This window comes from Haloarcula sp. MBLA0138, from assembly GCF_055632455.1.
The window spans coordinates 1,734,563-1,761,095 of sequence record NZ_CM145746.1 but is presented as its reverse complement, the minus strand read 5'-3'; the positions used below and the strand labels follow the sequence as shown (position 1 = coordinate 1,761,095).

Below are 26,533 nucleotides of genomic sequence, written 5' to 3'. Positions count from 1 at the left end.
TATTTCTCGGAGACGAAACAGCCGCGCCCGCGACGGGCGACCACGCGGACGGGTCGCCTGCTACATGTACTGGCCGAGTCCGGTCTGTTCCTGTCCCGACTTGACCTCCTCCCACGATACGTCGAGTGCCTCCAGAATCCGGGCGATGGGTCCCTTGAGCGTCTTGTCGAGCATCTTCTCCCAGTCGACCTCGAACTCCTCGGGAATCTGGTCGGCGTACTCGAAACAGATGACGTCGGGGTCCCGGCGGAACTCACCGTACAGCGGGTCCCGCTGGGGGTCCAGCCCCTCCTCGTCCTCGATACGCTCGAAGAAGTCAGAGTGGACCCGGTCGAGGTACAACCGCTTCGGTTTCGAACCGCTCTGGAAATTCGTCCCCAGCAGCATGTTGGCGTACTTCGCGCCCCGGACCTGCGCAGTGTCGGTGTCGTAGTTGTCCAGTTTCTTCCCGATACCGCCGGGGATGCCCACGTCGTCGTAGTCGACGTTCCCGCCTTGGTAGTCCTCGATGACGTCGCTGACGTACTGTTTGACGGACTCGGCGTCCTCGCCGCGGACGATGCGGTCGATGACTTCCTTCTGGACGCGCTTGGTGATGGGCGCGATGTCCGAGCGCTGGTACTCGAAGCCCGTGATGTCGATGTCGTCGACGTGCTTGCCCTCCTTCCAGACGATGTTGCCCGCGTAGCGCTTCTTCTTGCCCGCTTGGAAAAAGCGCCGGTAGAGCTTCTCGAACTCGATTTCGAACCGGTGGAACTGTGCGTTCAGTTCCGCCATCGCGAACTCGTCGTACGAGTCGTTGATGGTCTCCTCCAGCTCGAACCCCTTCTGGATGGTCGCGGCGACGAGTTCGAGTTCGTCGTCGCTCATCTCCGGGTGCTTCTCGCGCATCTCGTCGGTGACTGTCACGTCGCCCTCGACGTCCTCCGGGCCGATGTCGCCGAGCTGGAGCATGACCGAGTCTGTGTCTCCGTATACGACGCTGTAGCCCTCGCTTTCGACGACTTCGTCGGTGTAGTCGATGACCTCGCGGCCGGTGGCGGTGACCGCCGCGCCCATCTCCTTGTCGTAGAGGCGGAAGCGGTCCCATCCCAGAACGCCGTATAAAGAGTTCATAATCACCTTGACAGCTTGCTGCTGCCGGTCGAAGCGCTCGTACTCGGGGTTTCCAGGGTCGTAGCTGTTCCTCTCGGCTTTCTTTTCTTCGCGCTCGGTCAGGAGTTCGTCGACCATCTCCCGGATGACGCCGTCGGGCTCCTTCCGGAAGTGGGTGCCGTTGGGCGCGACGTAGGTGTCGCCGTCGTAGGTCTCGGGGTCGACCTTCGTCTCCGGGCTGGCGTTGGTCGTCACCATGCACATCGGGTACAGCGACTTCAGGTCAAGCACCGTCACGTTCTCGCGGACGCCCGTGATGGGGTCGAAGACGGCCCCGCCCTCGTAGTCCTCGCTCTCCTGTTGGCCCTTCGAGGGGAGGGCGTACTCGCCGTGGAGCTTGTGCAGGACGTACATGTCGACGGCGTCGCCCGGCGTCGTGGCGTCCTCCAGCTTACAGCCGACGAACGTGCGCACCTCGTCCCAGAAGTCGACGATGTCCTGCTCGCGGTCGAGTTCGACACACAGTTCGACGTCCCGGAGGTTGTACTCCAGCAGGCGCTTCGGTTCCTGTTCCCAGAGGTCGCCGATGTCGCCGGTGTAGCGCTCCTTGCCGACGCCCAGTTCCTGCTCGCCCACGGCGTCCAGCCGATAGGATTCGAGTTCGGTGAACTGCGTGCGCTTGTAGGCGTACAGCAGGTCGAAGACGACCCGGCCCTTGATGTCCGGCCCCTGCCAGTCGCTGCGCCAGACCTCGTCGACCCGCGAGAGGCGGTCGATGTCGAGGTCGTAGTCGTGGGCCGGGCTGGACAGTTCCTCCAGACGGTCGAGCAGGTAGGGCGCGTCGAAGTCCGCGAAGTTCCACCCTGTGAGCACGTCCGGGTCCGTCCCGTCGACGTAGTCGACGAAGGCTTCGAGCATCGCCTCCTCCTCGGCGAACGCCCGTACCTCGGCGTCGAGGGCGGCGTCCTCGCGGATGGGGTCGTAGTCCGCGAGGCTGTCCGGGCCGGCCGCGCCCTCGGGGGCCTCGTACAGCCAGACGACGTACTCGTCCCGGGCGGAGTCGTGGGAGGTGAGACAGACGATGGGCTGCTCGCCGTCCTCGGGGAACCCGTTTCGGTCGTCGACCTCGATGTCGAAGGTGTTCACCCGAGGTTCGGCGTGGGCCTCGACCGCCCGCACCTCTGCGTGGTGGACCTTCAGGCTCCCGTCGTCGAGTTCGCGGGCCGGCACGCGGACCCCGCTGGTGATGTCCTTGTCGATGAGCAGGCGGTTGGGAAAGAGGATGTCCGCCTCGTAGTGGTCGAAGTCGTCGCGTATCTGACCCACGTCGCGGGGGGTCTGTCCGAATATCTTGACCAGCCGCTCGCCCCGAATCGACTCGTAGGGCTCGCCGCCGGGGTCGGCCTCCTCCCATCCGGTAATCCGGTCGTACGACCGCAGGCGGTCAGCGTCGACGTTCGCGGCCGGCGCGTAGAAGTAGGGCTTGAACTCGTAGACGCGGGCGTGGATTGCCTCGCCGTCCTCGGTGCGGCCGAAGACGTGGACGACGGGGAACTCGTCGTCGCCCCGCCCCTCGACGGTGTAGTCGACCTGCGTGACGACGAACTCGACGGTCTCCTCGACCTCGGGGAACTGCCGCTCGTCGACGTCGACGACGGCCGCGCCGCCGTCCCCGTCGCCAGCGACCGCCGCCGCCTCGGCCGTCGGTCGCTCGTCGCCTCGCCCCTCGTCCGCGGCGTCCTGGGTGAACGCAGCGAGGTCCTGCTGGGCCTCGTCACTCATGTTGGACGCTCTTCGAGATGACCGATAAAAACACCCGCGGTCGGTATTGTCGAAGGCAGAAAGTATATGACAATGAATGGCATACCAGCCGACTGGAGACCATGTCGCACCCCGCATCCCCTCACGGCGAGTCGGACGGGCAGGACGAGCTTCGGTCGGAGCCCGCGCTCCCCGACGCGGTCCAGACCACCGAGACGTACGAGATAGACGAGGGGACAGTGTTCTACGACGCCGAAAACCCGCTGGCGTGGGTCCAGACGGACACCGCCGTTACGCTGCAGGACGTGGCCTGACACCGAGCGGGAACGCTTATTTCACTCTCGGGCCGTATCCCGAACGTGGCCGACATCGGCGACGACCCCGAGACGAACCAGAGCGTCCTCGACGAGCGTAGCGCACACGAACCCGAGGAGTTCGACCCCGACAGTCTGGGGCCGTCGCCGCCCGAGCCGCCGGACCCCTCGGCGGCCGACGCCGACCCGGCGGTGACCGCGCTGTTCTGGAAGCTCGTCCTCGTGTTCAACGCCGCCCTGCTCGGGCTCGCGGTCGGTCCCATGCTCGTCTACTTCGAGGGGATGGTCGACCGCGGCCTGCAGGTGTTTCTCGCCGGCCTCGTCCTCTTCGCCTACGGGACCGTCCGGTACCGCCGATTCAGACGGTCGCGGGACGCGGATGACGAATCGACCGCGTCGACGGCCGGTGGGTCGGGGGACGCCGACTCGACCGACGACGACCCGGGAGACGCCGACTCGACCGCCAGAGCGGACGACCCGGCCGACGACGCCCACCGCAACGGCTAACCGCCCGCGGCAGCAAGCCGACCCATGCGAACCGTCCGGGACGACTCGGGGACGCGGTACGTGCTCCTGAAACGCTCCGGGGAGTCGAGTCTCGTGCGCGACCCCGCCAGCGGCGAGCGCCGACACCTCCCCACCGACTCGTTAGAGCCAGTCGACGGCGTCCCGCCGCTTGTGGCGGCCGCCGACGCGGTCCCCGAACCCGTCCGCCGCCTGCTCACCGCGGTCCGCGACGAGCAGGCGCTGGGCCTGCTTGTCGACCTCGACGCCCGCGGCCCGCTGTCGGCCGCGGCCCTGCTGGAGGGGTCGGACCTCTGTGAGAGCGACCTCCACGGGCTGGTCGCGGAGTGTCGCGCCGCGGGTCTGCTGACCGAGGCGACCGTCGCCGGCCAGCGCGGCTACGACACCACGGCGACCGCCAGCGACGCGCTGGCAGTCCTGTGTGGTGGCGACGCGTCGGCCGACAGCGGCGACGAGCGGACCGCCGACGACGGGTCGACCGCCGACGGCACGGACTGACCGTCAGACCAGTTCCGCGACCGTGGTCTCGACGCGCTCGACGGTCGAGCGGTTCGAAGTGCTGTCCTTCTCGACGCGGACGAGGTCGTCGGCCGCCCCGACGAGTTCGTCGTCGTGGCTCACGACCAGTATCTGCTCGACGCCGACCTCGTCGCGCATGTACTCGACGAGGTCCAGTAGCCGGGTGACGTGGCCCGAGTCGAGAAACACCGTCGGCTCGTCGAGGATGAGCGGCGGCATGGGTGCAGCCCCCTCGATGCCCTCCGCGAGCAGGCGGTAGATGGCACACCGGAGGCTGAGGTTGAACAGCGCCCGCTCGCCCCCCGAGAGCTGTTCGGGGTCCAGCGGTTCGCCGTCCTTCTGGTACACCGTTAGCCGGTACTCGCCGTCGAGTTCGATGCGGGCGTAAGAGTCGTTCTGGTAGACCAACTCGAAGGTCTCGTTGAGCATCCGCTCTAACGTCTCGACGTTGCGCTGGCGTAGCTCCGCCCGCAGAGTGCCGTACATCTCCTGTAGCTGTTCGGTCTCCTCGTACAGCGAGTCGAGCCGTTCGAGCCTCGCTTCGAGTTCGTCCCGGCGCTCGCGCAGTTCCTCCAGTTCGGCGATCTCGTTCTCGACGCCGCCGATGGCGCTCTGGAGTTCGTCCCGGCGCTCGCGCAGGTCGTCGAGCTTCCCGTCGGCTTTCTCGACGTACTGCTCGGCCCGCTGTTTCTCCTCGCGGGCCTCCTCGATGCGGTCCTCGTCGAACGTCGCTGCCAGTTCCGTCCGCCGTTCGCGCTTCTCGCGCAGGCGCTCGCGGCGCTGGTCGTTCGTCTCGGCGCGCCCCTCGCGCTGCTCGCGCAGACGCTCGATTTCGGCCTCGCACTCCCCGATGTCGTCGAGCAGCGACTCGACCCGTTCGAGGCGTTCGATGGCTGCCGCGGCGCGCTCGCGCTCCCGGTTGCACTCGCCGACGACCGACCGGGCCTCCTCGGCGGCCTCCCGTTCCGTCTCGGCGGCCTCGCGCTTCTCGGCGGCCTCGTCTTCGAGGTCGGCCGCCTCCGCCCGGAGCCGGTCGACCCGCTCGGCGTCGTCGTCCAGTCCCGCCTCCGTCTCCGCGACGAGTTGGGCGACGCTTTCGCGGTTCGCCTCCAGCGTCGTCAGTTCGTCGGCGGCGTCGGCGAGGTCGGCGGCCCGCTCCGCCTTCGCCGTCAGTTCCGCGACGCGCTCGCGGGCCGTTTCGAGGTCGTCTTCCAGCCCCGCGACGCGCTCGCGGTCGTCGGCGATAGACTCGACGTGCGGGGAGCCGTCCACGTCCTGTCCACACTCCGGACACTTCCCCTGCTCCTGCAGGCGCTCGGCCTCGGCCAGCGACTCGCGGGCGCTCTCCAACTCCGTCTCCAGTTTGGCGACCCGCTGGCGCGCGGTTTCGAGGTCGTCGGTCGCCTCCTCGCGGAACGTCCCGACGCCGTCGCGGTCGACCGGCGCGTCCTCGAACCGCGCTTCGAGTTCCGCGATGTCCTCGTCCAGCCGGCTCAGTTTCTCGCGCCGGCTCTCGATGGTCTCGCGCGCGTCTTCGAGGTCCGCTTCGAGGTCGTTCGCCTCCTCGCGTTTCCCCTCGGCGCGCTCCTCGAGGTCGTCGGCCGTCGACGCGAGGTTCTCGGCCCGGCCGGTATGTTCGGTCACGTCGACCCGTAGCTCCTCGATGCGTGACCGTCGGTCCTCGACCTCGCTCTCTAGCTCTGCGATGCGGGCCGCGACGGCCTCGCGGTCCACCTCGTCGGCCCCGGCGGCGTCGAGGTCGGTCTCGGCCAGCGTCTCGTCGAGGGCCGCCGCCAGTTCCTCGCGCTCCTCGCGCTGCTCGGCGACGGCGTCGGCCAGTCGCTCGCGCTCGGTCGCCGTCTCCGAGATGGCCGCCTCCAGTTCCTCGATGTCGGTCCGCAGGTCGGCCAGTTCCGCCCGTTTCTCCTCGTACTCGTCGAGTACCGACGCGGCCTGCTCGCGGGTCGACTCGGCGCTCTCCCGCTGGTCCTCGATGCGCTCGATTTCGGCCTCGGTCTCGGCCAGCTTCGTCTCCAGCCCGTTCAGCCGCTCGTGGAGGTCCTTCTCCTCTTTGGCCCGAATCTGCTCGTCGAGTTGCGAGAGCGCGCCGTCCGTGTCGTCGCGGACGCGGCCGACGCCGACGCGGGCGTCGCTGGCGCGCTCGCGGTAGGTCTCCAGTTTCCCGAGTTGCAGGAGGTCGTCGAGCATGTCCTGTCGGTCGCTCGGCGAGGCGTTGATGAGCTTGTTGACCTCGCCCTGCCGGACGTACGCGCAGTTGACGAACGCCTCGCTGTCCATCCGCAGCAGTTCCGTCACGCGTTGGCGGACGGCGCGCGCGCCCTCGAAGGTCCCGTCGGGCGTTTCGAGGACGCACTCGGCCGTCGTGGCTCGTTCGCCCGTGTCGCGGACCCGCCGGGTGACGTGGTAGTCGCCGCCGCCGTGTGAGAACCACAGTTCGACGACGCACTCCTCGGCACCGATGGTGACGACCTCGCCGAGGTTCTCGTCGAGGGCCTTCGAGCCGTAGAGGGCGAAGAAACACGCCTCCAGCAGCGAGGACTTCCCGCTGCCGTTCAGCCCGTGAATGACCGTGACGCCGGCGTCGAGGTGCAGGTCGGCGTCGCCGTAACACTTGAACTGCTCCAGTCGGACGCGCTCGAACCGCATCAGCAACGCCCCCTCACAGGAACTCCCCCATGTCCGCTTGCCCGCTCTCGCTCTCGGCCGGCTGGTCGCCGTCCCCCTGTGCCAGCGCCGCGTCCTCGTCGGCGGCCGCCGACTGCTCGTCGACCCCGGCGTTCGCGTCGTCGGCCTCGGCCGCCCCCTCACCGTCCGGGCCGCTGGCCAGCGCGTCGGGGCGCTCTTCGAGGAGGTCCGACACCCGCCGTTGGACCGTGTCGGCGAGGTTCGCGTCGGCGACTTTCGACGCCCGCACCGTCTCGTCGATGTCGCGGGCCGCCTCGCTCAGCCCGAGTTCGCGGACGCGCTCCTCGACGGCGTCGTCCGGGTCCGCGAAGCTCACGTCGCCGGTGTCGTCTTCGGCGGCCAGTTCGCGGTGGTCGGTGACCCGCGCTACCAGCGCGCCGCGGTCGCGGGCGTACTCCTCGACGGCCGCGGGTGCGACGGGGTCGCCCTCGCCGGCGATGTCGACGACGACGACCGCGCCGTCGAGGTCGTGTTCCCCGACGCGGCTGCGGACCCGCTCCAGCCCCTCCTCGGAGCCGAGGTCGACCTCGACGAAGACGAACTCGCGGGTGTCGAGGCCACGCCGCGTGATGCGCACGTCGTCCTCGAAGGCGACGATGTTGTATCCGCGGTCTTCGCGCTCGCTGGCGCTCGCTCGCTCGGTCGAGCCACAGTAGGTGGCCCACGCGTCCTCGACCTCGCGTTTCCCGGGGTCGTGGTTGTCCCCGAGCAACATCGCGTCGAACGCCACCGGCGACGCGTCGAGGAGTTCCGCCGCGTCCCAGTCGCCGTGGTCGAACGGCTGGAACAGGCCGTGCGTGACCAGCGCGGCGTACTCGGCGTCGTGGGGCGCGAACTCGTAGTCGAGGTCGTCGCGCTTCGAGCGGGGGACGAAATCGAGCCCGTAGAAGGCCGTGTCCCCGACCCGCGTCGGCTTGCTATCCAGTCGGGTCGCCAGCCCGAGCGACTCGTAGAGGTCGAGCCACTGCGCGTCCCGTTTCGCCTCGTGGTTGCCCACTACCGCGAGGAAGGGGATGCCGGCGTCGTCGAGGTCCTCCAGCACGTCCAGCGTCCCCATGATGTCGACCAGCGTGGGGCGGCGGTCGTGGAAGAGGTCGCCCGCGTGGACGACCGCCGCCACGTCGTCCTCGATGGCGTCGGCGACCACCTGCCGGAACGCGTCGAGGAAGTCCTCCCGGCGCTCGGGCACGTGGTACTGCTGGTACCCGATGTGCGTGTCGCCGGTGTGTATCACCCGTGTCATCTGTCCGGTCGTATGCCAGCCCGGCCTAAAGAGGTGTCGTGAGCGGGGGCGGGCGGCGGTGTCGGTCCGTGCCCGGCACGCCGACGGGCCGACCGCATCGGCTCACTCCTCGCCCGCCGCGGCGGCCCGGAACGACTCGAAGGCCTCGACGGCCGCCCGTCCCTCGGCGGCGCGGCCGCTCACCTCCCGCTCGGCGCGCTCGACGGCCGTTTCGAGCCGGGCCAGTCCAGTCTCGTCGAGGAAGGCCGCGGCGGTCTCGATGTCGTCGGTCGCCGCGGCCGCCCGTCGGATGACAGCCTGATAGTCGCCCGCTGCCGGCCGCTCGTCCCCGTGGCGCTCTCGGTCCGCGGGCTCTCCGTCGGCCGCAGTTTCGTCCGCCAGCGCCGCGAGTGCCGCCGCCGCGCGGTCCGTCTCCACCATGGTCGGGGGTCCTCCCGGCATCCGTGATAAACCTCGGCACCGAACCGTCGCGTCCCCAGCGCATACCCGTCTCCGCGTCGAACCGACCCACGAGATGAGCGACGGAAAACTCGGACTCGCGGGCGCGGTCGCCATCGGGCTCGGGGGGATGATAGGCGGCGGCGTCTTCTCGGTGTTGGGCGTCGTCGTCGGGGTGGCCGGTCCGGCGGCGTGGCTGGCCTTCGTCGCCGCCAGTCTGGTGTCGATGTGCGCGGCGTACTCCTACATCGCGCTGAACGAGGTGGGCGAGGAGAACGGGGGTTCGGTGACGCAGATAGAGCAGTTCGTCGGGAACAACACGCTGGCCGGGATGGCCGGGTGGACGCTGCTGTTTGGCTACGTCGGGGCCATCGCCATGTACGCGTTCGCCTTCGGCGAGTTCGCCGTCCGGCTAGCCCCCGCCGTCGGGCCGGCGGTCCCGGTCAGGCCCCTCGCCTCGGTGGCAGCCGTCGCTCTGTTCGTCGTCCTGAACGTCGTCGGCGCGCGGGCGACGGGGGCGTCGGAGGAGGTGTTGGTGGCGCTGAAAGTCGCCATCCTCGGGGGCATCAGCGCGTGGGGGCTGTACTTCGGCTGGCAGTCGCCCGACTACGCGGTCTCGCTCGGCCTCGCGGAGGCGACGGGGGTCGGGTTGGTGACCGCGACGGCGGTCTCGTTCGTCTCCTTTCAGGGCTGGCAGCTGCTGGTCTACGACTACGAGAGCGTCCGGGACGCGGCGACGAACGTCCCGCGGGCCATCTACATCTCCATCGTCGGCGCAATCGTCATCGACAGTCTGGTCGCCATTCTCGTCGTCAACCTCGCCGACCGGAGTACGATTCAGGCCAACCCGGAGATAGCCGTCGCGCAGGCCGTCGAGCCGTTCCTCGGTGGCATCGGCTTCACCTTCGTCGCCGTCGCGGCGCTGTTCTCGACGGGCAGCGCCATCAACGGGACGCTGTTCTCGGCGGCGCACTTCGCCAAGCGGCTGCTCGCCGACGGACTGGTCCCGGACCGACTGGGCGACGCCGACAGCGACGGCGCGCCCGAACGGACCGTCGTCGCGCTGGGCGCGGGCGCGGCGCTGTTCTCGGCGGTCGGCAGTCTGGAGGGTATCACCTCCTTCGGCTCGCTCGCGTTCATCGTTATCTTCGGTGCGATGAGTTGGCTGGCGTTCACCCAGCGCGACCGCGAGGCTGTCTCGGCGGTCCCGCCGGCGCTGGGCGTCCTCGGCTCGGTCGCGTTCGGCCCGATTCTGCTGTGGCATCTGGCGCGGAGCCAGCCGACGGTGTTCTCGACTGTCGTCGTCATCAGCGTCGCCGTCGCCGCAGTCGAGTTGCTCTACTTCGAGCGCGAGACGATGGCCGACGGCTTGCGGACGGCGGCGAAGCGGCTCTGACTGTCGAACTCGGCCGCGACGGCCGGCGCTGGGAGCGGTCCGAACCGGAAAGAGTAGCCCGCGTTAGCGGGCAAAAATGGGACAGACACGAGTCGGAACCCGTGTTGTGCGGCGACGGAGCCCGACCGTCGGACGGACACTGGGAACCGCCCGACGGCGGGCTGGCAGCCATGCCCACGGTCGCGTCGCCGCGATAGGATGGTCGAACGACTCCGGTGCCCTCACCCGACTACCCCACCCCCTCGCAGCTCGGATAGCGCCGGAGCGTAACCGCTCCCGTACCGTCTCGGCTCAGCCGACCGCAAGCGGGGACTGTGCTCCGGCATACAATAGTTTAGGAGGGCCTAAAATACAAAAACCTGTCGGTTTTTCGGGACGCCTAAATCACTCCTCGACGACGACGGTCCCGACCATCCCCGCGGCCTCGTGGGGGATACAGCAGTAGCCGTGTTCGCCGGCCGTCTCGAACGTGTGGACGTAGCTCTGACCCGATTGGACGGCTCCCTCGCCGTCCTCCCACCCCGAGCGGGCGGCGTCCTCGGAGTCAAACCCGCCCGAGGCCCAGTAGGTCGCCCCGTCGGGTAGCTCCGCGCCGTAGGCGGTGACGCTGTGGGGTTCGCCGCCGGCGTGGGTGAACGCGACGGTGTCGCCGACGCCGACGGTGAGGTCCGCCGGTTCGAAGGCGACGGCCGTCATGTCGACGACGTGGTCGGCGTCCTCGGGAACGCCCTCGACGACGTTCGGCCCGCCCGACAGCGAGGTTTCGGTCCCGGAGTCGCCGCCCGCGTCGGCCTCGGTGCCGGGCGCGGCGTCGCTCGCGCCGACGACGGCGAACTGTGCGGTCCGGGCGGCACCGGCGAAGGTCGCCGCCGCGTCGGCCGAACCGGCGTTCAGTCCCTCGACGTACGCGCTCAGCGCGCTCTCGAAGGCCTCGTAGGCCTCGATGTCGGCCGATTCGAGCGCGTCGTGGACGGTCGCCTGCTCGAACGTCTCGAAGACGCCGCTCGCCACGTCGGCCGCGCCGGTGTCGCTCCCTCTGCTCGCGCCGACGAGCGCCGAGACCGTCTCCAGCGCCACGCCGTAGAAGGTCTTCGCGGCCGCGTACACGTCCTCGCCGTTGTTGGCGGCGCTGATGACACTCGACAGCCCCTCGTCCTCGAACCGGTGGTAGAGGTCCTCGTCGGTCTCCTCCAGCGCCTCGTGGTAGCCCGCGGCGCCGGATTCGAAGAAGGCCAGCGCCCGCTGTCCGAGGGCCGCGGCCCGGTCGTCGTCGCCCAGCGCGTCGACCGCGCCGGCGTCGAAGGCGAGCCCGGACATGTACGCCGCGCCCGACCCGGCCGCGACGGCGGGGCTGTACTCGCTCTCGAACCGCAGGAGCGCGTCCAGCACGCCCTCGTGGTGCGTCGACACCGCGTCGTCGTCGCCGTCCTCGTACGCGGTCTGGAGGTTGGCGAGGTGCTCCTCCTCGAAGGTGTGATACAGTTCCTCGCTGCTCTCCTCCAGCGTCTCGTGGAAGCCGAGTTCGTTCGACTCGAAGCGGGCGAACAGGTCCTGCACGACGGTCGCCGCCTGTCCGTTCTTGTCCTGCCGGTACAGTTCGCGGGCGTCGGCGAAGCGGGTCTTGAAAAAGCCCGACTGCAGCACCGGTGCGGCCTCGCCGGCCAGCGCCTCGATGCCGGTCACGAGGTTCGAGTCGACCGCCGAGACGGCGCTCTCGACGCCCGAACTGTTCCCGTTCTCGATGGCCGTCGAGAGGTCCGAGAGCCCGCCCTCGAAGCCCTCGTAGGCCTCGGCGTCGGCCTCCTCGAAGGGGTCGTGAGCGGCCGCGCCCTCGAAGTGTGCGAAGGCGTCCTCGACCATCGCCGCCGCGGTGTCGGTCCCGCCGCGGCGGGCGAGCCAGCCGGCGTCGTAGGCCCGGCTCCGGTAGGTGTTCAGCGTGGCCGCGTGGGCGTAGTCCGCGCCGACGCCGCCGGTGCCGGCCAGCGCGGCGGCGTCCCAGCCGCGGGCCTGCAGCGCGGCGACGTGTGCGGCCCCGGCGACGGCGTCGCTCGGCGCGAGCGCGTACGCCCCGTCGACGGCCGCGGCGAGGGCGGCGTCGGCCTGTTCGACGACCCCGCTGCCGTCGCCGTTCGACGCGGCGTCGGCGACACCCGAGAGCGCCCCCTCGAAGGCCTCGTAGACCTCGGCGTCGGCCTCCTCGATGGCACCGTGTACGGGGGCCTCCTCGAAGTCGGCGGTCGCGGCCTCGGCGACCGCACCCGCCGCGTCGACCGACCCCGAGCGGGCCGCGACGCCGGCGTTGGCCGCTCTGGTGCCGAACCACAGCATGTCGAGCGCCTGCGTGGTCGACTCACCGGTCGCCGCCAACTGCGCGGTCCGGAGGTGGCCGGCCGCCTCGGCGGCGGCGTCGGCAGCCGACGCCACGTCGCCGCTCTGCAGTGCCGACCGAACCGAACCGAGCGCCCCCTCGAAGCCCTCGTAGGCCTCGGCGTCGGTCGATTCGAGGCGCTCGTGTGCGCCGTACTCGCCGCTCGCGCCCTCGAAGCGAGCGAACACCGACTGCGCCACCGACGCGCCGAGGCCGGGCGACCCCGCTCGTCCCAGCGCGACAGCGTCGTACAGCCGCGCCCGGTAGACGTTCCACTCGGTCGCCACCGCGGTCATCGGACCGACTGCGCTCTCGCTTTCACCGTCGCCGCCGTCCGCGTCGGCCTCGGTGTCGGTTGCGGCGTCGGTACTCCCCGTCGACGAGTCGCCGGGACAGCCGGCAAGCATCCCGCTCGCGGCCACGCCGACTGTCTTCAACAGGTCGCGTCGTTCCATACAGCTAGGTTAGGTCGGCCTAAACGTCTTAAGTCCGTCGAAGTTTTGGCAGTCCTAAAAACAGCCGGTTCGGCTACAGCGTCAGTCGGACCGCCTCGCCCGCCGCGACGGCGAACGCCTCGTCGCCGCGGCCGCGGTTGACCGCCAGTTCGACGTTGCCGTGGCTCCCGACGGTGACCAGCCGCTCGCCCGCGCCGACGGCCGCGTACGCCCGCCGGACCGGCGCGTCCGCGGTCCGGCTGCCGTTCTCGACGGTGACCGAGTTGCCGAACGCCCCGTCGAGGACACGACCCGGGACGTTCGTGACGGCGTTGCCGAAGTCGTCGACGACCAGCACCTCGCCCTCGGCCGCCCCGTCGCCGACGGTCGCCTCGGGGAACCGGAGGTCGACGACGCCATCGGCCGGACGGGTCGCAGACAGCGTCTCGACGGCGTCGACCCCGGCGTCGTGGACCGCGGCGGCCGCGGGCGCGAACACGTCCCGGCCGTGAAACGTCGTACTCGCCGGGTCCTCGTACTCCCAGACGAACGCCTCGACGCCGTCGCCGTCCGCGAGTTCTCGCGCGACCGGGCGGAGGACGCCGTTGTCGGGGCCCACGAGCGCGTGCTCGCCCGCGCGGACGACGAGCGCGTCGCGGTCCGTTCCCACGCCGGGGTCGACGACGACGCAGTGGACCGCTGGCGGGAAGTACGGGAGCGTCTGGGTCAGCCAGAACGCCGCGGCCCGCACGTCCTGTCGCGGGAAGTCGTGGGCCACGTCCTCGATGCGGGCATCGGTCCGCGCACAGAGCACCCCCTTCATCGCCGCCGGGTACGGCGACCCGAAGTCGGAACTCAGCGTTATCATACGTCGCCGTCGGAGTCGGCGAGCGTCTCGTCCTCGGCGGCGTAGCGGTCCATCGCGTCGCTCTCGGAGACGTGTTTCAGCCGCTGGACGCCGTGAATCTCTTCGATGACCGAGACGACGGCGTCGGGCACCCGGTCGCGCCACTTGTCCCCGCGTATCATCCGCTCGCGTATCTCGCTGCCCTCCAGCCGGTCCCGGTCGAACATCGGGGACTGCCGGACCTCGATGCCGGCCTCCTCGAACAGGCGGACGACGAGCGGGTTGTTCGAGTACGCCACCTCGAAGTCAGGGCACATGCTCTCGACGTGGCTCACCCAGACGGCGTTGCGGTTGATGTCCTCCAGCGGGACGACGTAGGTCGTCAGGTCGAACTCGGCGACGGTCTTGGTCATCATCATGATGCGCTCGCCGGCGGTGAAGGGGTCGTGGGTCGTGTGGGAGTCGTCGGCGCTCCCGATACCCAACACCAGTTCGTCGACCTCGTCGGCGATGCGCTCGACCATCGAGTGGTGGCCGTTGTGGTACGGCTGAAACCGGCCGATGTAGAACCCGCGCATACCCGTACTCCGGATGGGGCTCTGATAAACCCGACGCCACCGCCGCCGGGGTCGACGCACCCCGCTCATCACAGCGCAGTCCGGCGGTTTCCGGGGTTCGGCAAAGGCGGACGCGGGGAGAAAGTATATCAGTCGACAGTCCCTGAAGTCGGGTGTTAGCAACGTTTGCATGAGCGACAACACCGACACTGACGCGGCTCCCGACGCCGACCCCGCCGAGGACGCGCGGTCGGACGACGGTCACGGGGACGTGACCGAGGAACAGCCGGCCGACCGCGGGGCCGGCGACGCCGACGAGCCGGCCGAGGAGACCCCGGCCGGCGACGGAGCAACGTCGGGTACGACACTCGGAAGCGATGTCGAGGTCGAGGGCGAATCGGCCCTCGAAGACGCCGAAGAGGACATTCTGGGCGGTCTCGACATCTCCTCGACCGCCGACATCGAGGTCCCGGACCGCCTCGTCGACCAAGTCATCGGGCAGGACCACGCCCGCGACGTAATCAAGAAAGCGGCCAAACAGCGCCGCCACGTGATGATGATCGGCTCGCCCGGGACGGGCAAGTCGATGCTCGCCAAGGCGATGAGCCAACTGCTCCCCCGCGAGGAGCTACAGGACGTGCTCGTCTACCACAACCCCGACGACGGGAACGAGCCCAAGGTTCGGACCGTCCCCAGCGGGAAAGGCGAGCAGATAGTCGACGCCCACAAGGAGGAGGCCCGCAAGCGCAACCAGATGCGGACCTTCCTGATGTGGATAATCATCGCCATCGTCATCGGCTACTCGCTGATAATCGTCCAGCAGATTCTGCTGGGCATCCTCGCGGCCGGCGTCATCTATCTGGCCTTCCGCTACGGCTCGCGTGGCAGCGACGCGATGATTCCGAACCTGCTGGTCAACAACGCCAGCCAGAAGACCGCGCCCTTCGAGGACGCGACCGGTGCCCACGCCGGTGCGCTGCTTGGCGACGTCCGCCACGACCCGTTCCAGTCCGGCGGGATGGAGACGCCCAGCCACGACCGCGTCGAGCCCGGAGCCATCCACAAGGCCAACAAGGGCGTGCTGTTCGTCGACGAGATAAACACGCTCGACATCCGGAGCCAGCAGAAGCTCATGACCGCGATTCAGGAGGGCGAGTTCGGCATCACGGGCCAGTCCGAGCGCTCCTCGGGCGCGATGGTCCAGACCGAGCCGGTCCCCTGTGACTTCATCATGATTGCCGCCGGGAACCTCGACGCCATGGAGAACATGCACCCGGCGCTCCGGAGCCGTATCAAGGGGTACGGCTACGAGGTGTACATGGACGACACCATCGAGGACGACGCCGAGATGCGTCGGAAGTACGCCCGCTTCATCGCCCAAGAGGTCGAAAACGACGGGCGGCTCCCGCACTTCACCGAGGACGCCGTCGAGGAACTCATCCTCGAAGCCCGCCGCCGCGCGGGTCGGAAGGGCCACCTCACGCTGAAGTTCCGCGACCTCGGCGGACTGGTCCGCGTCGCCGGCGACATCGCCCGCGCCGAGGACAGGGACTACACCGGCCGCGAGGACGTGCTGCAGGCCAAACGGCGCTCGCGCTCCATCGAGCAACAGCTCGCGGACAACTACATCGAGCGCCGCAAGGACTACGAACTCACGGTCAACGACGGCGACGTGGTCGGCCGCGTCAACGGGCTCGCCGTCATGGGCGAGGACAGCGGCATCGTCCTCCCGGTGATGGCCGAGGTCACGCCCTCGCAGGGCCCCGGACAGGTCATCGCCACCGGCCAGCTACAGGAGATGGCCGAGGAGGCCGTCCAGAACGTCTCGGCCATCATCAAGAAGTTCAGCGACGAGGACATCTCCGAGAAGGACGTCCACATCCAGTTCGTGCAGGCCGGCGAGGGCGGCGTCGACGGCGACTCCGCCTCCATCACCGTCGCCACCGCCGTCATCAGCGCACTGGAGAACGTCCCGGTCGAGCAGAACATCGCCATGACCGGCTCGCTGTCGGTTCGGGGCGACGTGTTGCCGGTCGGGGGCGTCACGCACAAGATAGAGGCCGCGGCCAAGGCCGGCCTCGACACGGTCATCATTCCCGAGGCCAACACGCAGGACGTGATGATAGAGGAGGAGTACGAGGACATGATCGAGATAATCCCCGTCTCGCACATCTCCGAGGTCCTCGAAGTCGCGCTGGCCGGTGAGCCCGAGAAGGACTCGCTGGTCGACCGCCTCAAGTCCATCACGGGCAAGGCGCTCGAACACGAGGTCGGTCGGCAGGGCAGCGGCAGTCCCAGCCCGCAGTAACGGATGCCCCAGTGGGCCGCCTTCGTCGGCCTGACGGGCTTTCTTCTGACCGCGTTACTCGCGCTCGCACGACTCTCACAGGGAGCGGTGCGTAGCGACCGTGCAGTCCCGAACGGTGCGGCCGTCGACGCCGCGGACCCGGTCGTCCCGCGGTTCGAGACGCGGGCGGCGGCCACCCAGCGCCGACGACTGGAGCGTCGGCTCGAACCCGGCGACGTGTCCACCGGCGCGCTGCTGGCGAACGTCGCGCTCACGCAGGGGCTGTTCGGCGTCCTCCTGCTGGGCGGGGCGGCCTACTTCGCCATCCCGGCCGGCGCGCTGGGCGTCGCCCCGGACCCGCTGTCGACCGGCCTCCCCGCCGCCGCTGTCGGGGTGGCCGCCGGCGTCGGCTTCTGGCTCGGCAACGAGGCCGCGGCGGCGCTGGCCGACGGCTTCGGGATGGCCTTCGACGAGTCCCTGCGGGAGCTACTAGCCCCCTCGTCGGCCGGCGGGTGGGCGCTGTTGCTGGGCGGTATCCTGCCGGTCATCGCCGTCGTCGAGGAACTGCTCTTCCGGGCGGCCGCCGTCGGCGTCCCCGTCGCCGGACTCGGCGCGCCCGCGTGGGCGATGGCTGTCGTCGCCTCCGTCGCGTTCGCGCTGGGCCACGGCGCGCAGGGGCGGGTCGGCGTCGCCGTGACGGGTGCGCTCGGGCTCGGGCTGGCGGGGCTGTTCGTGGCGACGAACAGCCTGCTCGCGGTGGTCGTCGCCCACTACCTCGTCAACGCCTTGGAACTGGTCGTCCACGAGGGGCTGGGCGTCGACCGGCTCTCGCTCTAGAGGCCCTCGACGGCGCGGAGTTTCTGTTCGACGGGCGGGGGCGCGGCGCTGGGGCCGTCACGGACCCGGTGGTCGGGGACCAACAGCGGCACCGGGTTGGCCGCCAGCGCCTCGCGGACCCGCGTCACGTCCTCGGACTCGTCGGGGTCCAACTCCGGGGTCATCCGGGCCACCTGCGCGACGGTCGCGTCCTCGCCGTAGGGAACTTCCCGAACGGCCTCCAGTACCCGGCGCTGGACCGTCGGGACGGTCAGGCCTACGTCCACGTCGGCGAAGTCGTCCTCGGTTCCGGTCAGGTAGTCGTCGATGCGGTCCAACAGCGGGTGGTCGTCGCTCGCGTCCTCGGGCGTCTCGGGGAAGGAGACGGAGATGACTTTCTCCCCGGCCGCGCCGAGTTGGACGTACCGGTCGAGATACGTCGACTCGCGCGCGTAGATGCCCGCATCCGCCGTGGGCGCGTCCATACGTCTCGGTCGGGCAGCGCGGCCTTGAAGATTCGGCCTCCGTCCGAAGGCAAGCCTTATGTACACTTCTGTACGTTAGTGGTCAGTAATGAGCGACAGTGAGGAGATTGCACCGGAAGTCCGGTCGATTCTTGACGCGGCGCGCGAGCGAGGCGGGGGCGGCGACCGCGTCTCGGTCGACGCGCGCTCGCTGGCCGACGCGTTCGCGGCCGCCGAGGCAGACGGCCGCGTGCCGCTGCTGGCGGAGATAAAGCCCACGAGCCCGACGACCGACGGCGAGCGGACCGACGACCCGGTCGCGCTGGCCGAGCGGATGGTCGCGGGCGGCGCGGCTGCCCTCTCGGTGCTGACCGAGCCGGACCACTTCGGCGGCTCGCCGGAGACGCTCGAACGGGTCCGCGCGGCCGTCGACGTGCCGGTCCTCCGGAAGGACTTCGTCCTGCACGAGGCGCAGTTGGACGCCGTCGAGGCCGACGTGGTCCTGCTCATCGTCCGCTTCTTGGAGGAGGCGGACACGGACGACCTCGCGGACCTCGTGGCCGCCGCGCGCGAGCGAGGCCTGCAGGTGCTCGTCGAGACCCACACCGAGCGGGAGGTCGAACGGGCGATAGCGGCCGGCGCGGACGTCGTCGGCGTCAACAACCGCGACCTCGGGAAGCTGGAGGTGGACCTCTCGACGTTCGAGCGGGTCGCCGAGTCGGTTCCCGAGAGCGTCACCCTCATTGCCGAAAGCGGCATACACACGCCGGACGACGCGCGACGGATGCGGGCGGCCGGGGCCGACGCCCTGCTGGTGGGCTCGGCCATCATGGACCACGGTGCGGACACCGACGTGGCCGCCAACACGCGGCGGCTGACCCGTGCTGAGGCGGACGGCGCGGACGCGGAGACGGAGACACAGTCATGAGCACTGACGACGCACACGACCCCAAGTTCGGCGAGTACGGCGGACAGTACGTTCCCGAGGCACTGATGCCGGCCATCGAGGAGCTGACCGACGCCTACGAGCGGTACGTACTGAACAACGAGGACGGCTTCGTGGACGAGTTCCGCGAGCGGCTGGCGGACTTCGGCGGGCGGCCGACGCCGCTGCAGTACGCCGACCAGCTCTCGGAACGGTACGACCGGGACGTCTACCTCAAACGCGAGGACCTGCTCCACGGCGGCGCGCACAAGCTCAACAACGCGCTCGGGCAGGTGCTGCTGGCGAAGTACATGGGCAAGGAGCGCATCATCGCCGAGACCGGGGCCGGACAGCACGGCACCGCGACGGCGATGGCCGCCGCCCACCTCGACATGCCCTGTGAGATATACATGGGCGAGACCGACATCGCGCGCCAGCGGCCCAACGTCTTCCGGATGCGCATCAACGGGGCCGAGGTCAACCCCGTCACCGTCGGGCGCGGGACGCTGAAGGAGGCCATCTCCGAGACGATGCGGGACTGGGCGACCACCGTCGAGGACACCCACTACGTCATCGGGAGCATCGTCGGCCCGCACCCGTTCCCGAAGATGGTCCGGGACTTCCAGGCGGTCATCAGCGAGGAGGCACGCGAGCAGTGCATCGAGGAGACCGGTGGCCTCCCCGACGCCGTGCTGGCCTGTGCCGGCGGCGGGTCGAACACGATGGGTGCGTTCGCCGAGTTCGTCGGCGACACCGACGTGGCGTTGGTCGCCGTCGAGGCCGGCGGCTCCTCGCTCCGGGTCGACGAGGACGAGGGCGTCGCGCCCAACTCCGCGTCGCTGTCGACCGGCGACGAGGGTGTCCTCCACGGCGCGCGCACGAAGCTCCTGCAGGACTCCGACGGCCAGATAATGGAGTCGCACTCTGTCTCCGCGGGGCTGGACTACGCCGGCGTCGGTCCGGAACTGGCTCACCTCGTCGACGAGGGCCGCGTGCGGCCGGTCAACGTCGGCGACGACGCGGCGCTGGAGGCCTTCCACCGGCTCTCGCAGGACGAGGGCGTCATCCCGGCGCTGGAGACGGCCCACGCCTTCGGCTACCTCGAACGCGTGGCCGGCCCCGAGGCCGACGGGGACGACGCCCTCGGCGACACCGTCGTCGTCAACGTCTCGGGCCGAGGCGACAAGGACCTCGAAACCGTCATCGAGGAGACGGGCAAGCGGGACCTCGACATCGCGCCGGACATGTCCGTCTTCGAGCGCGTGGGAGGAGGATTCTGATGGGGCTCGAACGCGCCTTCGCCGACGAACCGGCGTTCGTCCCCTATCTGGCGGCGGGCGACCCGGACTACGAGTCGTCGGTCGCCTACGTCGAGGCGCTGGCCCGCGGCGGCGCGGACGCCATCGAACTCGGCCTGCCCTTCTCCGAACCCATCGCGGAGGGCAAGACAATCCAGAACGCCATCGTCCGCGCGCTCGAATCGGGGATGACCGTCGAGCGCTACTTCGAGTTCGTCGCCGACGTGGACGTGGACGTGCCGCTGGTCTGCATGACCTACTACAACCTCATCTACCAGTACGGCGACGCGGAGGGGCCCCGCCCGTTCGTCGAGCGGGCCGCCGACGTGGGCATCGAGGGGTTCGTCGTCCCCGACCTGCCCGCCGAGGAGGCCGGCCCGCTCCGGGCGGCCTGCGACGAGTTCGGCCTCGATCTGGTGTTCATCGTCGCGCCCACGACGACGCCGGACCGTCTCGACCGGATGCGCGAGCAGACCTCCGGCTACGTCTACGTGCAGGCCCGGTTGGGCGTCACTGGCGCGCGCGAGGACGTCGACGACGCCACCGGGGCGTCACTGGCCCGCATCGACGACTGGGCGGTGCCCAAGGCCGTCGGCTTCGGTATCAAGACCGGCGACCACGCCGAGCGCATCGTCGCGGCGGGGGCCGACGGCGTCATCGTCGGGTCCGCGCTGGTCGACATCATCGCCGCGGGCCACGAGAACGGCGACCCGGCCGCGGCGGTCGCCGACCGCCTCGAATCGAAGGCCCGCGAACTCAAGGATGGGGCCGTACGGGGGGGACAGGAACGGCCGCAACCGGAACGCACATAATCGTACTTGCCACACTGTCCCATAACATGAACGTAGGCACACGCGCACGACTGAACCGAATCGGGACAGACGACCGCTACGTCGTCGTCCCGATGGACCACGGCGTAACCATGGGTGCCGTGACCGGGCTGAAAGACATCGAATCGACCATCGACGCGATTACGCGGGGCGGCGCGGACGCCGTTCTCACGCAGCGGGGCATCGCCGACCGGGTCCACCCGAACAAGAACGACGCTGGCTACATCGCCCACCTCAACGGCTCGACCACCATCGGCCCCGACGAGAACGACAAGCGACGGACCGGGACCGTCACGGACGCGGTCCGGGTCGGAGCCGACGCCGTCTCCTTCCACATCAACGTCGGCAGCGAGTACGAGCGCGAACAGATAGCCGCCCTCTCGGACCTCACCAGCGAGGCCGAACGCTACGGCCTGCCGGTGCTGGCGATGGCCTACGCCCGCGGTCCGGACATCGACAGCGAGGCCGACGACTACAATCAGGCCGTCGGCCACGCCGTCCGCCTCGCCGAGGAACTCGGAGCCGACGTGGTGAAGACCGGCTACACCGGTGACGCCGACTCGTTCCAACACGTCGTCGAGTCCACGTCGCTGCCGGTCGTCATCGCCGGCGGCGCGCGCGGCACCGACGAGGAGACGCTCGACATGGTGCGGGGCGCGATGGACGCCGGTGCCGCCGGCGTCTCGATGGGACGGTCCATCTTCCAGCACGAGGACCCCGAGGGAATTACGCGGGCCGTCGCCAGCGTCGTCCACGAGGACAGTGACGCGGCGGCGGCGCTGCGCGAGGCCGAACTGACCGTCGAAGCCTGACTGTTTTGCCGGCGGCGGGACGCCCCCGTCGCGCGTTCCGCCACGTTCAAGCCCTACCGTTGCGGACGTGGGGCCATGACACGAAGCGTGTGGCTCAAAGCCGACGACGAGGTCGGCGACTGGGAGACGCGAAAGCGGCGCATCACCGCCGGCATCGAGGCCGGCGTCGACTGGGTGCTGGTCGACGAGGCCGACGTCGAGCGGGTCCGCGAACTCGGCGCGGTCGACGTGGCCGCGTTCACGAACGGCGACGTTCACGTGTTAGACGCCGAGGGCGACGTTTCGGACGCCGACGCCACCGTCGTCGGGAAGGGTGGCGAGGGCGACGGCACCGTCGACCTGCCCGCCGACCTCTCGGGGTCGGCCGACCTCTCGTCGCTCCGGCAGGACGGGGGCGCGCCCGAGGCCGGCTACGTCCGCATCTTCGACGAGGACTACGAGGCCTTCGCCGAGGCCGTCGCCACCGAGGCCGACCACACCATCGTCATCGGCGAGGACTGGCAGATTATCCCGCTGGAGAACCTCATCGCTCGCGTCGGCGACGAGACGGAACTTGTCACCGGCGTCCGGTCGGCCGAGGACGCCCGCACCGCCTACGAGACGCTAGAACTGGGGGCCGACGGCGTCCTGCTCGACACCGACGACGTCGACGAAATCCGCCGGACCGTCGAGGTGCGCGACGAGTTGGGCCGCGAGCAACTCGACCTCCAGTACGCCGAGATAACCGCCGTGGAGCAGACCAGTTCCGCCGACCGGGTCTGTATCGACACCGGCAACCTGATGGAACACGACGAGGGGATGCTCGTCGGGTCGATGGCCCGCGGGCTCTTCTTCGTCCACGCGGAGACCGCCGAGTCGCCGTACGTTGCCTCCCGGCCGTTCCGGGTCAACGCCGGCGCGGTCCACGCCTACGTCCGCACCCCCGACGGCGGGACCAAGTACCTCTCGGAACTGCAGTCGGGCGACGAGGTCCAGATAGTCGACACCGAGGGTCACACCCGCGAGGCCATCGTCGGCCGCGCGAAGATAGAGAAGCGCCCGATGTTCCGGGTGCAGGCCGAGACGGAGGACGGCGACCGTATCGAGACGCTGCTCCAGAACGCCGAGACAATCAAGGTCAGCACCCGCGAGGGCCGGACCGCCGTGACGGACCTCGAACCCGGCGACGAGGTGCTGGTCCACTACGAGGACACCGCGACGCACTTCGGCGAGCAGATAGAGGAGTCCATCATCGAGAAGTGAGCGGCGGTTCGGACCGCTACTGACCGTCGCCGTCGGGGTCGATCGGTTCGAGTTCGGTCGTACACCAGTGACAGAACGTCAGGTCCTCGTCCAGTTCCTTCCCGCAGTTCGGACAGGTCCGGCCCTCGACGACCTCGGCCGTAGCGTTGGCCTTCGACGCTATCCAGTATGCGTCGGCCACGCTCAGCGCGGTCAGCGCGAGCAGGGCGAGTTGGACCTCCAGCCCCATCGCCTCGTAGCCGGCCCGCGCCCCGTCGAGAGATAGCCGGCCGAACTGCGCCAGCGTCTCCTCGCTGACCAGCAGCATCGTCGAACTCCAGACCAGTCCGAACCACAGTACCGCGCGAAGCCACTCCCGCAGGTAGACGTGGCCCAGTCCGGGGTAGAGGACCGAGAGCACCGCCGCGAACAACGGCCGCTTGCGGCCCGCATCAGTCATGGCTCGGAGTTCGCCGCCCGAGCGTGGTATAACTTCCGTCTGCCGGCGCTCGTCCCGGCACCGGACGCTGGCGGTCCGTCGCGCCCGCTCACTCGACGGGCGCGTGGGTGGCGCGGTACCCCTCGTCGGTCGACTCGACTTCTTCGACGGCGTACAGGCGGACGCGGCGCTCCTGTTTCGTGGTGACCGGGAAGTCGTAGTGTTCGGCCTCGTATTCGGGTTCGTCCCCGTCCTCGCGGCGCTGTGTGACCCACTCGCGGTGGTCGGCCAGCCGCTCTTCCGTGACCTCTCGGGAGCGGGCCGGCGTCGCCGCGATTCGCTCCTCCAGCGCCCCCAACAGGTCGGCGTCGCGCTCGACGCCGACGGAGTTCCGGGTGGCGACCGCAGCGGCCTGCGTGGTCGTGCCGGTCCCGAGGAAGGGGTCCAACACGGTGTCGCCGTAGATAGAGAACATCGAGACCAGCCGGTAAGGGACCGTCAGCGGGAACGCGCCCGAGCGCTCCCGGAGCCCCTCGTCGACGGCCTGTCGCTCGCCGCGAAGTTCCCAGAGGTCGGAGAACCACTCGTTGCGCTCCTCCCAGAAGTACGCGCTCTCGTAGCGGCGGTCGCTGCCCGGTTCGAACCGGCGGTGGTCCCCGTTGCGGAACACGAGGATGTGCTCGTGTTCCAGCGTCGGATAGGCGTTGGGCGGGACCATCCCCGACCCCATGAACTTCGCGGCGCTGTTGCCGGGCTTGCGCCAGAGGATGTCCGGCAGCGCCCGCAGGCCGCGGTCGGTCAGCCGGCCGGTCACCTCGGCGTGGTTCGGGTACGACCGGAAGCCGTCAGCCATCGACCGCGTGGCGTCGCCGACGTTGACGCAGGCAATGCCGCCGGGCACGAGGACGCGGACGACCTCGGCCCACACCTCGTCTAACACGTCGTGCATCAGCCGGAACGCCCGGTCGCCGTCGTCGTCCTCCAGCGCCGCCCCGACGGCGGGGTCGAGGTCCGAAAACACCTCGTCCCACATCTCTATCATCGGGTACGGCGGCGAGGTCACGACGAGTTCGACGCTGTCGTCGGGCAGCGGCAGGTCCCGGGCGTCGCCGGCGACGACCCGGTGTGTCGTCTCCATACCCGGACAAGCGCGGGGTGGGACTCGTGTCTTGCGGTCAGCGGGTGTCGACCATCGACTTCAGCTCGTTTATCTTCGCCGTCTGCTCCTCGTTGGCTGCGGCTATCTGCTCTATCTCCTCGGCGACTTCCTCGGCGTTCTCGGCGGTCACGTCGACCATGCTCGCCACTTCCTCGGTCGAGGCGGCCTGCTCGTCGGTGGCGGAGGCGACCTCCTCGGCACCGCGGGCGGCCTCCTCGACGGCCTCGTCGATGTCCCGGAGGATGTCGACGGTGCGTTCGACCTGTTCGATGCCGGCCTCGACCTCCTCGTTGGCGCGCTCGATGCTCTCGACGGTGTCGGCCGAGTCGGCCTTGATGTTCGAGACCAACTGCTCTATCTCGGTCGCGTTCTGCTGGGACTCCTCGGCCAGCGATTTGACCTCGTCGGCGACGACGGCGAACCCTTCCCCGGCCTCGCCGGCGCGGGCGGCCTCGATGGAGGCGTTGAGCGCCAGCATGTTCGTCTGGTCGGCGATGTCGTTGATGACCTCCACGATGTCGTCTATCTCGTCGATGCGGTCCCGGAGCTGGTCGACGTCCTCGGAGACGTCGCTGTTGGCCTCGTCGACGGACTGCATGGCTGCGATGGCGTCGTCGGCCACTTCGCGGCCCTCGTCGGCGAGGTCACGAGCCGTATCGCTGACCTGTTTGACCTGCTGTGCGGAGGAGGCGACCTCCTCGACGGTCGCCGAGAGGTTCGACACCTCGCCGGCGACCTCGCGCATGTTGTCCGACTGCTGGTTGGCGAGGTCGCTTATCTCCTGTGAACTCTCCGAGACGTTCTCGGAGGCCCTGAGAAGCTCGTCTATCGCACCGCCCACGTCGCCCGCGGAGATACTGCTCGACCCGCCGAGAGACTGTCCGCCGTCACCCGTATCTGATGCCATACGTGTGACCGAACGGGCCAGCGGATTAAACGTATCTCCGTCGTTATCAGGGCTGATTCTATTCGCCGTCGTCTCAGGCGACCGGGAGGTCCTGCTCGGCTTCCAGCAGTTCGTGGTAGCGGTTGCGGATGGTGACCTCGGAGATGTCGGCCACCTCGCTGACGGCGGCTTGGGTCGTCTTCTCGTTGGTCAACAGCGCGGCGGCGTAGACGGCGGCCGCGGCCAGTCCGACGGGGGACTTCCCGGAGTGGACGCCCTGCTCTTTGGCGTTCTGGAGCAGCTGTCGGGCGCGGTGTTCGGCCTCGTCGGACAGTTCCAGCGAGGAGGCGAACCGCGGGACGTAGCTCTCGGGGTCGGCGGGTTTGACCTCCAGTCCGAGTTCCCGGACGACGTAGCGGTAGGTGCGGGCGATCTCGCTTTTCTCGACCCGGGACACGTCGGTAATCTCGTCGAGCGACCGCGGGACGCCGGCCTGCCGAGCGGCGGCGTACACCGAGGCCGTCGAGACGCCCTCGATGGAGCGGCCGGGCAGGAGGTCCTCGTCGAGCGCGCGGCGGTAGATGACACTCGCCGTCTCGCGAACGTTCTCGGGGAGGCCGAGCGCGGATGCCATGCGGTCTATCTCGCCAAGGGCCTGCTTGAGGTTGCGCTCCTTGGAGTCGCGCGTGCGGAACCGCTCGTTCCACTTGCGCAGGCGCTGCATCTTCTGGCGCTGCTTGCCCGACAGGGAATTGCCGTAGGCGTCCTTGTCGCGCCAGTCGATGTTGGTCGAGAGCCCCTTGTCGTGCATCATGTTCGTCGTCGGCGCGCCGACGCGGGACTTCTCGTCTTTCTCGCTGGCGTCGAACGCGCGCCACTCGGGGCCGCGGTCTATCTCGTCGGACTCGACGACCAGTCCGCAGTCCTCACAGACCGTCTCGCCGTGTTCGTCGTCCATGACGAGCGTGCCCGAGCACTCCGGGCAGGCGGTCGACGTCGATTCCGTCGTCTCTTCCTCTGTTCGCTGTCGCGTTCGTGTGTGTTCGCTCATGGTGCGAAGGCGGGTGCTCACCGGGTAGGACGGGCCGTAGAACCCGGCGGCAATCGGTAACACTGAGTCGGTTCGAAAGAGATTTAAAATCTTTGGTATCCGGAGCGAGACTGCCGAGTCACGTCCCGAAAAGCGCGTCTGT

The 26,533-nt window shown here is 69.3% G+C and carries 23 protein-coding genes; 11 read left to right on the top strand and 12 right to left on the bottom strand.

Going from position 1 to position 26,533, the window contains the following annotated elements; genetic code table 11:
* Positions 1-60 precede the first annotated feature (60 nt).
* Positions 61-2,877, bottom strand: a complete 2,817-nt coding sequence (locus ACV7JO_RS09395) for a DNA-directed DNA polymerase (RefSeq protein WP_470353151.1) — start codon at positions 2,875-2,877, stop codon at positions 61-63.
* A gap of 101 nt (positions 2,878-2,978) precedes the next feature.
* Between ACV7JO_RS09395 and ACV7JO_RS09390 the strand changes: the two genes are divergently transcribed.
* The 3 genes from ACV7JO_RS09390 to ACV7JO_RS09380 are packed head-to-tail and all read left to right on the top strand — an operon-like array spanning position 2,979 to position 4,193.
* On the top strand, positions 2,979-3,170 hold the full coding sequence (locus tag ACV7JO_RS09390; protein ID WP_470353150.1) for a DUF7331 family protein: 192 nt from the start codon (positions 2,979-2,981) through the stop codon (positions 3,168-3,170).
* A gap of 45 nt (positions 3,171-3,215) precedes the next feature.
* Positions 3,216-3,677, top strand: coding sequence for a DUF7322 domain-containing protein (locus ACV7JO_RS09385; protein ID WP_470353149.1), 462 nt, complete (start codon positions 3,216-3,218; stop codon positions 3,675-3,677).
* 24 nt (positions 3,678-3,701) lie between these two features.
* Positions 3,702-4,193 carry a DUF7346 family protein gene (locus ACV7JO_RS09380; RefSeq protein ID WP_470353148.1) on the top strand — a complete coding sequence of 164 codons (492 nt, stop codon included), beginning with the start codon at positions 3,702-3,704 and terminating at the stop codon, positions 4,191-4,193.
* 3 nt (positions 4,194-4,196) lie between these two features.
* Here ACV7JO_RS09380 and rad50 read toward each other — a convergent pair whose 3' ends face one another.
* From rad50 to ACV7JO_RS09365, 3 genes are all read right to left on the bottom strand, one after another.
* A complete protein-coding gene (gene rad50 / locus ACV7JO_RS09375; RefSeq protein ID WP_470353147.1) occupies positions 4,197-6,881 on the bottom strand; it encodes a DNA double-strand break repair ATPase Rad50 in 2,685 nt (894 codons plus the stop codon).
* A 13-nt stretch (positions 6,882-6,894) separates the two neighbouring features.
* Complete coding sequence (mre11, locus tag ACV7JO_RS09370) at positions 6,895-8,163, bottom strand: DNA double-strand break repair protein Mre11 (RefSeq protein ID WP_470353146.1); 1,269 nt, start codon at positions 8,161-8,163, stop codon at positions 6,895-6,897.
* 102 nt (positions 8,164-8,265) lie between these two features.
* A complete protein-coding gene (locus tag ACV7JO_RS09365; RefSeq protein ID WP_470353145.1) occupies positions 8,266-8,583 on the bottom strand; it encodes a DUF7966 family protein in 318 nt (105 codons plus the stop codon).
* Positions 8,584-8,677: 94 nt separating this feature from the next.
* Here ACV7JO_RS09365 and ACV7JO_RS09360 point away from each other — a divergent pair, with 94 nt between their 5' ends.
* On the top strand, positions 8,678-9,997 hold the full coding sequence (locus ACV7JO_RS09360) for an APC family permease (RefSeq protein ID WP_470353144.1): 1,320 nt from the start codon (positions 8,678-8,680) through the stop codon (positions 9,995-9,997).
* 384 nt (positions 9,998-10,381) lie between these two features.
* On the opposite strand, the gene ACV7JO_RS09355 is transcribed toward ACV7JO_RS09360, so the two are convergent.
* From ACV7JO_RS09355 to ACV7JO_RS09345, 3 genes are all read right to left on the bottom strand, one after another.
* On the bottom strand, positions 10,382-12,820 hold the full coding sequence (locus tag ACV7JO_RS09355; RefSeq protein WP_470353143.1) for a DUF5059 domain-containing protein: 2,439 nt from the start codon (positions 12,818-12,820) through the stop codon (positions 10,382-10,384).
* A gap of 73 nt (positions 12,821-12,893) precedes the next feature.
* Positions 12,894-13,667 (bottom strand): SAM hydrolase/SAM-dependent halogenase family protein, encoded by a 774-nt coding sequence (locus ACV7JO_RS09350; RefSeq protein ID WP_470353142.1) that lies wholly within the window; start codon positions 13,665-13,667, stop codon positions 12,894-12,896.
* Positions 13,664-14,224 (bottom strand): nicotinamide-nucleotide adenylyltransferase, encoded by a 561-nt coding sequence (locus ACV7JO_RS09345; RefSeq protein WP_470353141.1) that lies wholly within the window; start codon positions 14,222-14,224, stop codon positions 13,664-13,666. Before ACV7JO_RS09345 ends, ACV7JO_RS09350 begins: the two co-directional genes overlap by 4 nt.
* Positions 14,225-14,393: 169 nt before the next feature.
* Here ACV7JO_RS09345 and lonB point away from each other — a divergent pair, with 169 nt between their 5' ends.
* Both lonB and ACV7JO_RS09335 read left to right on the top strand, forming a co-directional pair.
* Positions 14,394-16,511, top strand: a complete 2,118-nt coding sequence (gene lonB / locus ACV7JO_RS09340; protein WP_470353140.1) for an ATP-dependent protease LonB — start codon at positions 14,394-14,396, stop codon at positions 16,509-16,511.
* Between the two features lie 3 nt (positions 16,512-16,514).
* Positions 16,515-17,327 (top strand): CPBP family intramembrane glutamic endopeptidase, encoded by an 813-nt coding sequence (locus ACV7JO_RS09335; RefSeq protein ID WP_470353139.1) that lies wholly within the window; start codon positions 16,515-16,517, stop codon positions 17,325-17,327.
* Here ACV7JO_RS09335 and ACV7JO_RS09330 read toward each other — a convergent pair.
* Complete coding sequence (locus tag ACV7JO_RS09330; RefSeq protein WP_470353138.1) at positions 17,324-17,791, bottom strand: MGMT family protein; 468 nt, start codon at positions 17,789-17,791, stop codon at positions 17,324-17,326. The genes ACV7JO_RS09335 and ACV7JO_RS09330 overlap by 4 nt on opposite strands.
* Positions 17,792-17,879: 88 nt before the next feature.
* Here ACV7JO_RS09330 and trpC point away from each other — a divergent pair, with 88 nt between their 5' ends.
* The 5 genes from trpC to ACV7JO_RS09305 all read left to right on the top strand — a co-directional run bounded on the left by trpC (position 17,880) and on the right by ACV7JO_RS09305 (position 22,877).
* Entirely contained in the window at positions 17,880-18,698 is an 819-nt protein-coding gene (gene trpC / locus ACV7JO_RS09325; RefSeq protein WP_470353137.1) for an indole-3-glycerol phosphate synthase, read from the top strand.
* On the top strand, positions 18,695-19,975 hold the full coding sequence (gene trpB / locus ACV7JO_RS09320; protein WP_470353136.1) for a tryptophan synthase subunit beta: 1,281 nt from the start codon (positions 18,695-18,697) through the stop codon (positions 19,973-19,975). The genes trpC and trpB overlap by 4 nt, the downstream gene beginning before the upstream one ends.
* Entirely contained in the window at positions 19,975-20,805 is an 831-nt protein-coding gene (trpA, locus tag ACV7JO_RS09315; RefSeq protein ID WP_470353135.1) for a tryptophan synthase subunit alpha, read from the top strand. Before trpB ends, trpA begins: the two co-directional genes overlap by 1 nt.
* Before the next feature lie 26 nt (positions 20,806-20,831).
* Positions 20,832-21,635, top strand: coding sequence for a 2-amino-3,7-dideoxy-D-threo-hept-6-ulosonate synthase (locus tag ACV7JO_RS09310; RefSeq protein WP_470353134.1), 804 nt, complete (start codon positions 20,832-20,834; stop codon positions 21,633-21,635).
* A gap of 75 nt (positions 21,636-21,710) precedes the next feature.
* Positions 21,711-22,877, top strand: coding sequence for a 3-dehydroquinate synthase II (locus ACV7JO_RS09305; RefSeq protein ID WP_470353133.1), 1,167 nt, complete (start codon positions 21,711-21,713; stop codon positions 22,875-22,877).
* A 16-nt stretch (positions 22,878-22,893) separates the two neighbouring features.
* Here the strand turns inward: ACV7JO_RS09305 and ACV7JO_RS09300 are convergent, their stop codons facing one another.
* The 4 genes from ACV7JO_RS09300 to ACV7JO_RS09285 form a co-directional block, all read right to left on the bottom strand.
* A complete protein-coding gene (locus tag ACV7JO_RS09300; RefSeq protein ID WP_470353132.1) occupies positions 22,894-23,316 on the bottom strand; it encodes a DUF7575 domain-containing protein in 423 nt (140 codons plus the stop codon).
* 88 nt (positions 23,317-23,404) lie between these two features.
* On the bottom strand, positions 23,405-24,433 hold the full coding sequence (locus ACV7JO_RS09295) for a DNA-methyltransferase (RefSeq protein WP_470353131.1): 1,029 nt from the start codon (positions 24,431-24,433) through the stop codon (positions 23,405-23,407).
* Between the two features lie 37 nt (positions 24,434-24,470).
* Entirely contained in the window at positions 24,471-25,361 is an 891-nt protein-coding gene (locus ACV7JO_RS09290; RefSeq protein WP_470353130.1) for a methyl-accepting chemotaxis protein, read from the bottom strand.
* A 73-nt stretch (positions 25,362-25,434) separates the two neighbouring features.
* Positions 25,435-26,391, bottom strand: coding sequence for a transcription initiation factor IIB (locus tag ACV7JO_RS09285; protein ID WP_470353129.1), 957 nt, complete (start codon positions 26,389-26,391; stop codon positions 25,435-25,437).
* Between the last annotated feature and the right edge of the window lie 142 nt (positions 26,392-26,533).

Bases quoted from the DNA above. Each gene is read 5' to 3' on its own strand.
- ACV7JO_RS09395 (WP_470353151.1), bottom strand. From the start codon at position 2,877: ATGAGTGACGAGGCCCAGCAGGACCTCGCTGCGTTCACCCAGGACGCC.
- ACV7JO_RS09390 (WP_470353150.1), top strand. From the start codon at position 2,979: ATGTCGCACCCCGCATCCCCTCACGGCGAGTCGGACGGGCAGGACGAG.
- ACV7JO_RS09380 (WP_470353148.1), top strand. From the start codon at position 3,702: ATGCGAACCGTCCGGGACGACTCGGGGACGCGGTACGTGCTCCTGAAA.
- rad50 (WP_470353147.1), bottom strand. From the start codon at position 6,881: ATGCGGTTCGAGCGCGTCCGACTGGAGCAGTTCAAGTGTTACGGCGAC.
- mre11 (WP_470353146.1), bottom strand. From the start codon at position 8,163: ATGACACGGGTGATACACACCGGCGACACGCACATCGGGTACCAGCAG.
- ACV7JO_RS09365 (WP_470353145.1), bottom strand. From the start codon at position 8,583: ATGGTGGAGACGGACCGCGCGGCGGCGGCACTCGCGGCGCTGGCGGAC.
- ACV7JO_RS09360 (WP_470353144.1), top strand. From the start codon at position 8,678: ATGAGCGACGGAAAACTCGGACTCGCGGGCGCGGTCGCCATCGGGCTC.
- ACV7JO_RS09355 (WP_470353143.1), bottom strand. From the start codon at position 12,820: ATGGAACGACGCGACCTGTTGAAGACAGTCGGCGTGGCCGCGAGCGGG.
- ACV7JO_RS09350 (WP_470353142.1), bottom strand. From the start codon at position 13,667: ATGATAACGCTGAGTTCCGACTTCGGGTCGCCGTACCCGGCGGCGATG.
- ACV7JO_RS09345 (WP_470353141.1), bottom strand. From the start codon at position 14,224: ATGCGCGGGTTCTACATCGGCCGGTTTCAGCCGTACCACAACGGCCAC.
- lonB (WP_470353140.1), top strand. From the start codon at position 14,394: ATGAGCGACAACACCGACACTGACGCGGCTCCCGACGCCGACCCCGCC.
- ACV7JO_RS09335 (WP_470353139.1), top strand. From the start codon at position 16,515: ATGCCCCAGTGGGCCGCCTTCGTCGGCCTGACGGGCTTTCTTCTGACC.
- ACV7JO_RS09330 (WP_470353138.1), bottom strand. From the start codon at position 17,791: ATGGACGCGCCCACGGCGGATGCGGGCATCTACGCGCGCGAGTCGACG.
- trpC (WP_470353137.1), top strand. From the start codon at position 17,880: ATGAGCGACAGTGAGGAGATTGCACCGGAAGTCCGGTCGATTCTTGAC.
- trpB (WP_470353136.1), top strand. From the start codon at position 18,695: ATGAGCACTGACGACGCACACGACCCCAAGTTCGGCGAGTACGGCGGA.
- trpA (WP_470353135.1), top strand. From the start codon at position 19,975: ATGGGGCTCGAACGCGCCTTCGCCGACGAACCGGCGTTCGTCCCCTAT.
- ACV7JO_RS09310 (WP_470353134.1), top strand. From the start codon at position 20,832: ATGAACGTAGGCACACGCGCACGACTGAACCGAATCGGGACAGACGAC.
- ACV7JO_RS09305 (WP_470353133.1), top strand. From the start codon at position 21,711: ATGACACGAAGCGTGTGGCTCAAAGCCGACGACGAGGTCGGCGACTGG.
- ACV7JO_RS09300 (WP_470353132.1), bottom strand. From the start codon at position 23,316: ATGACTGATGCGGGCCGCAAGCGGCCGTTGTTCGCGGCGGTGCTCTCG.
- ACV7JO_RS09295 (WP_470353131.1), bottom strand. From the start codon at position 24,433: ATGGAGACGACACACCGGGTCGTCGCCGGCGACGCCCGGGACCTGCCG.
- ACV7JO_RS09290 (WP_470353130.1), bottom strand. From the start codon at position 25,361: ATGGCATCAGATACGGGTGACGGCGGACAGTCTCTCGGCGGGTCGAGC.
- ACV7JO_RS09285 (WP_470353129.1), bottom strand. From the start codon at position 26,391: ATGAGCGAACACACACGAACGCGACAGCGAACAGAGGAAGAGACGACG.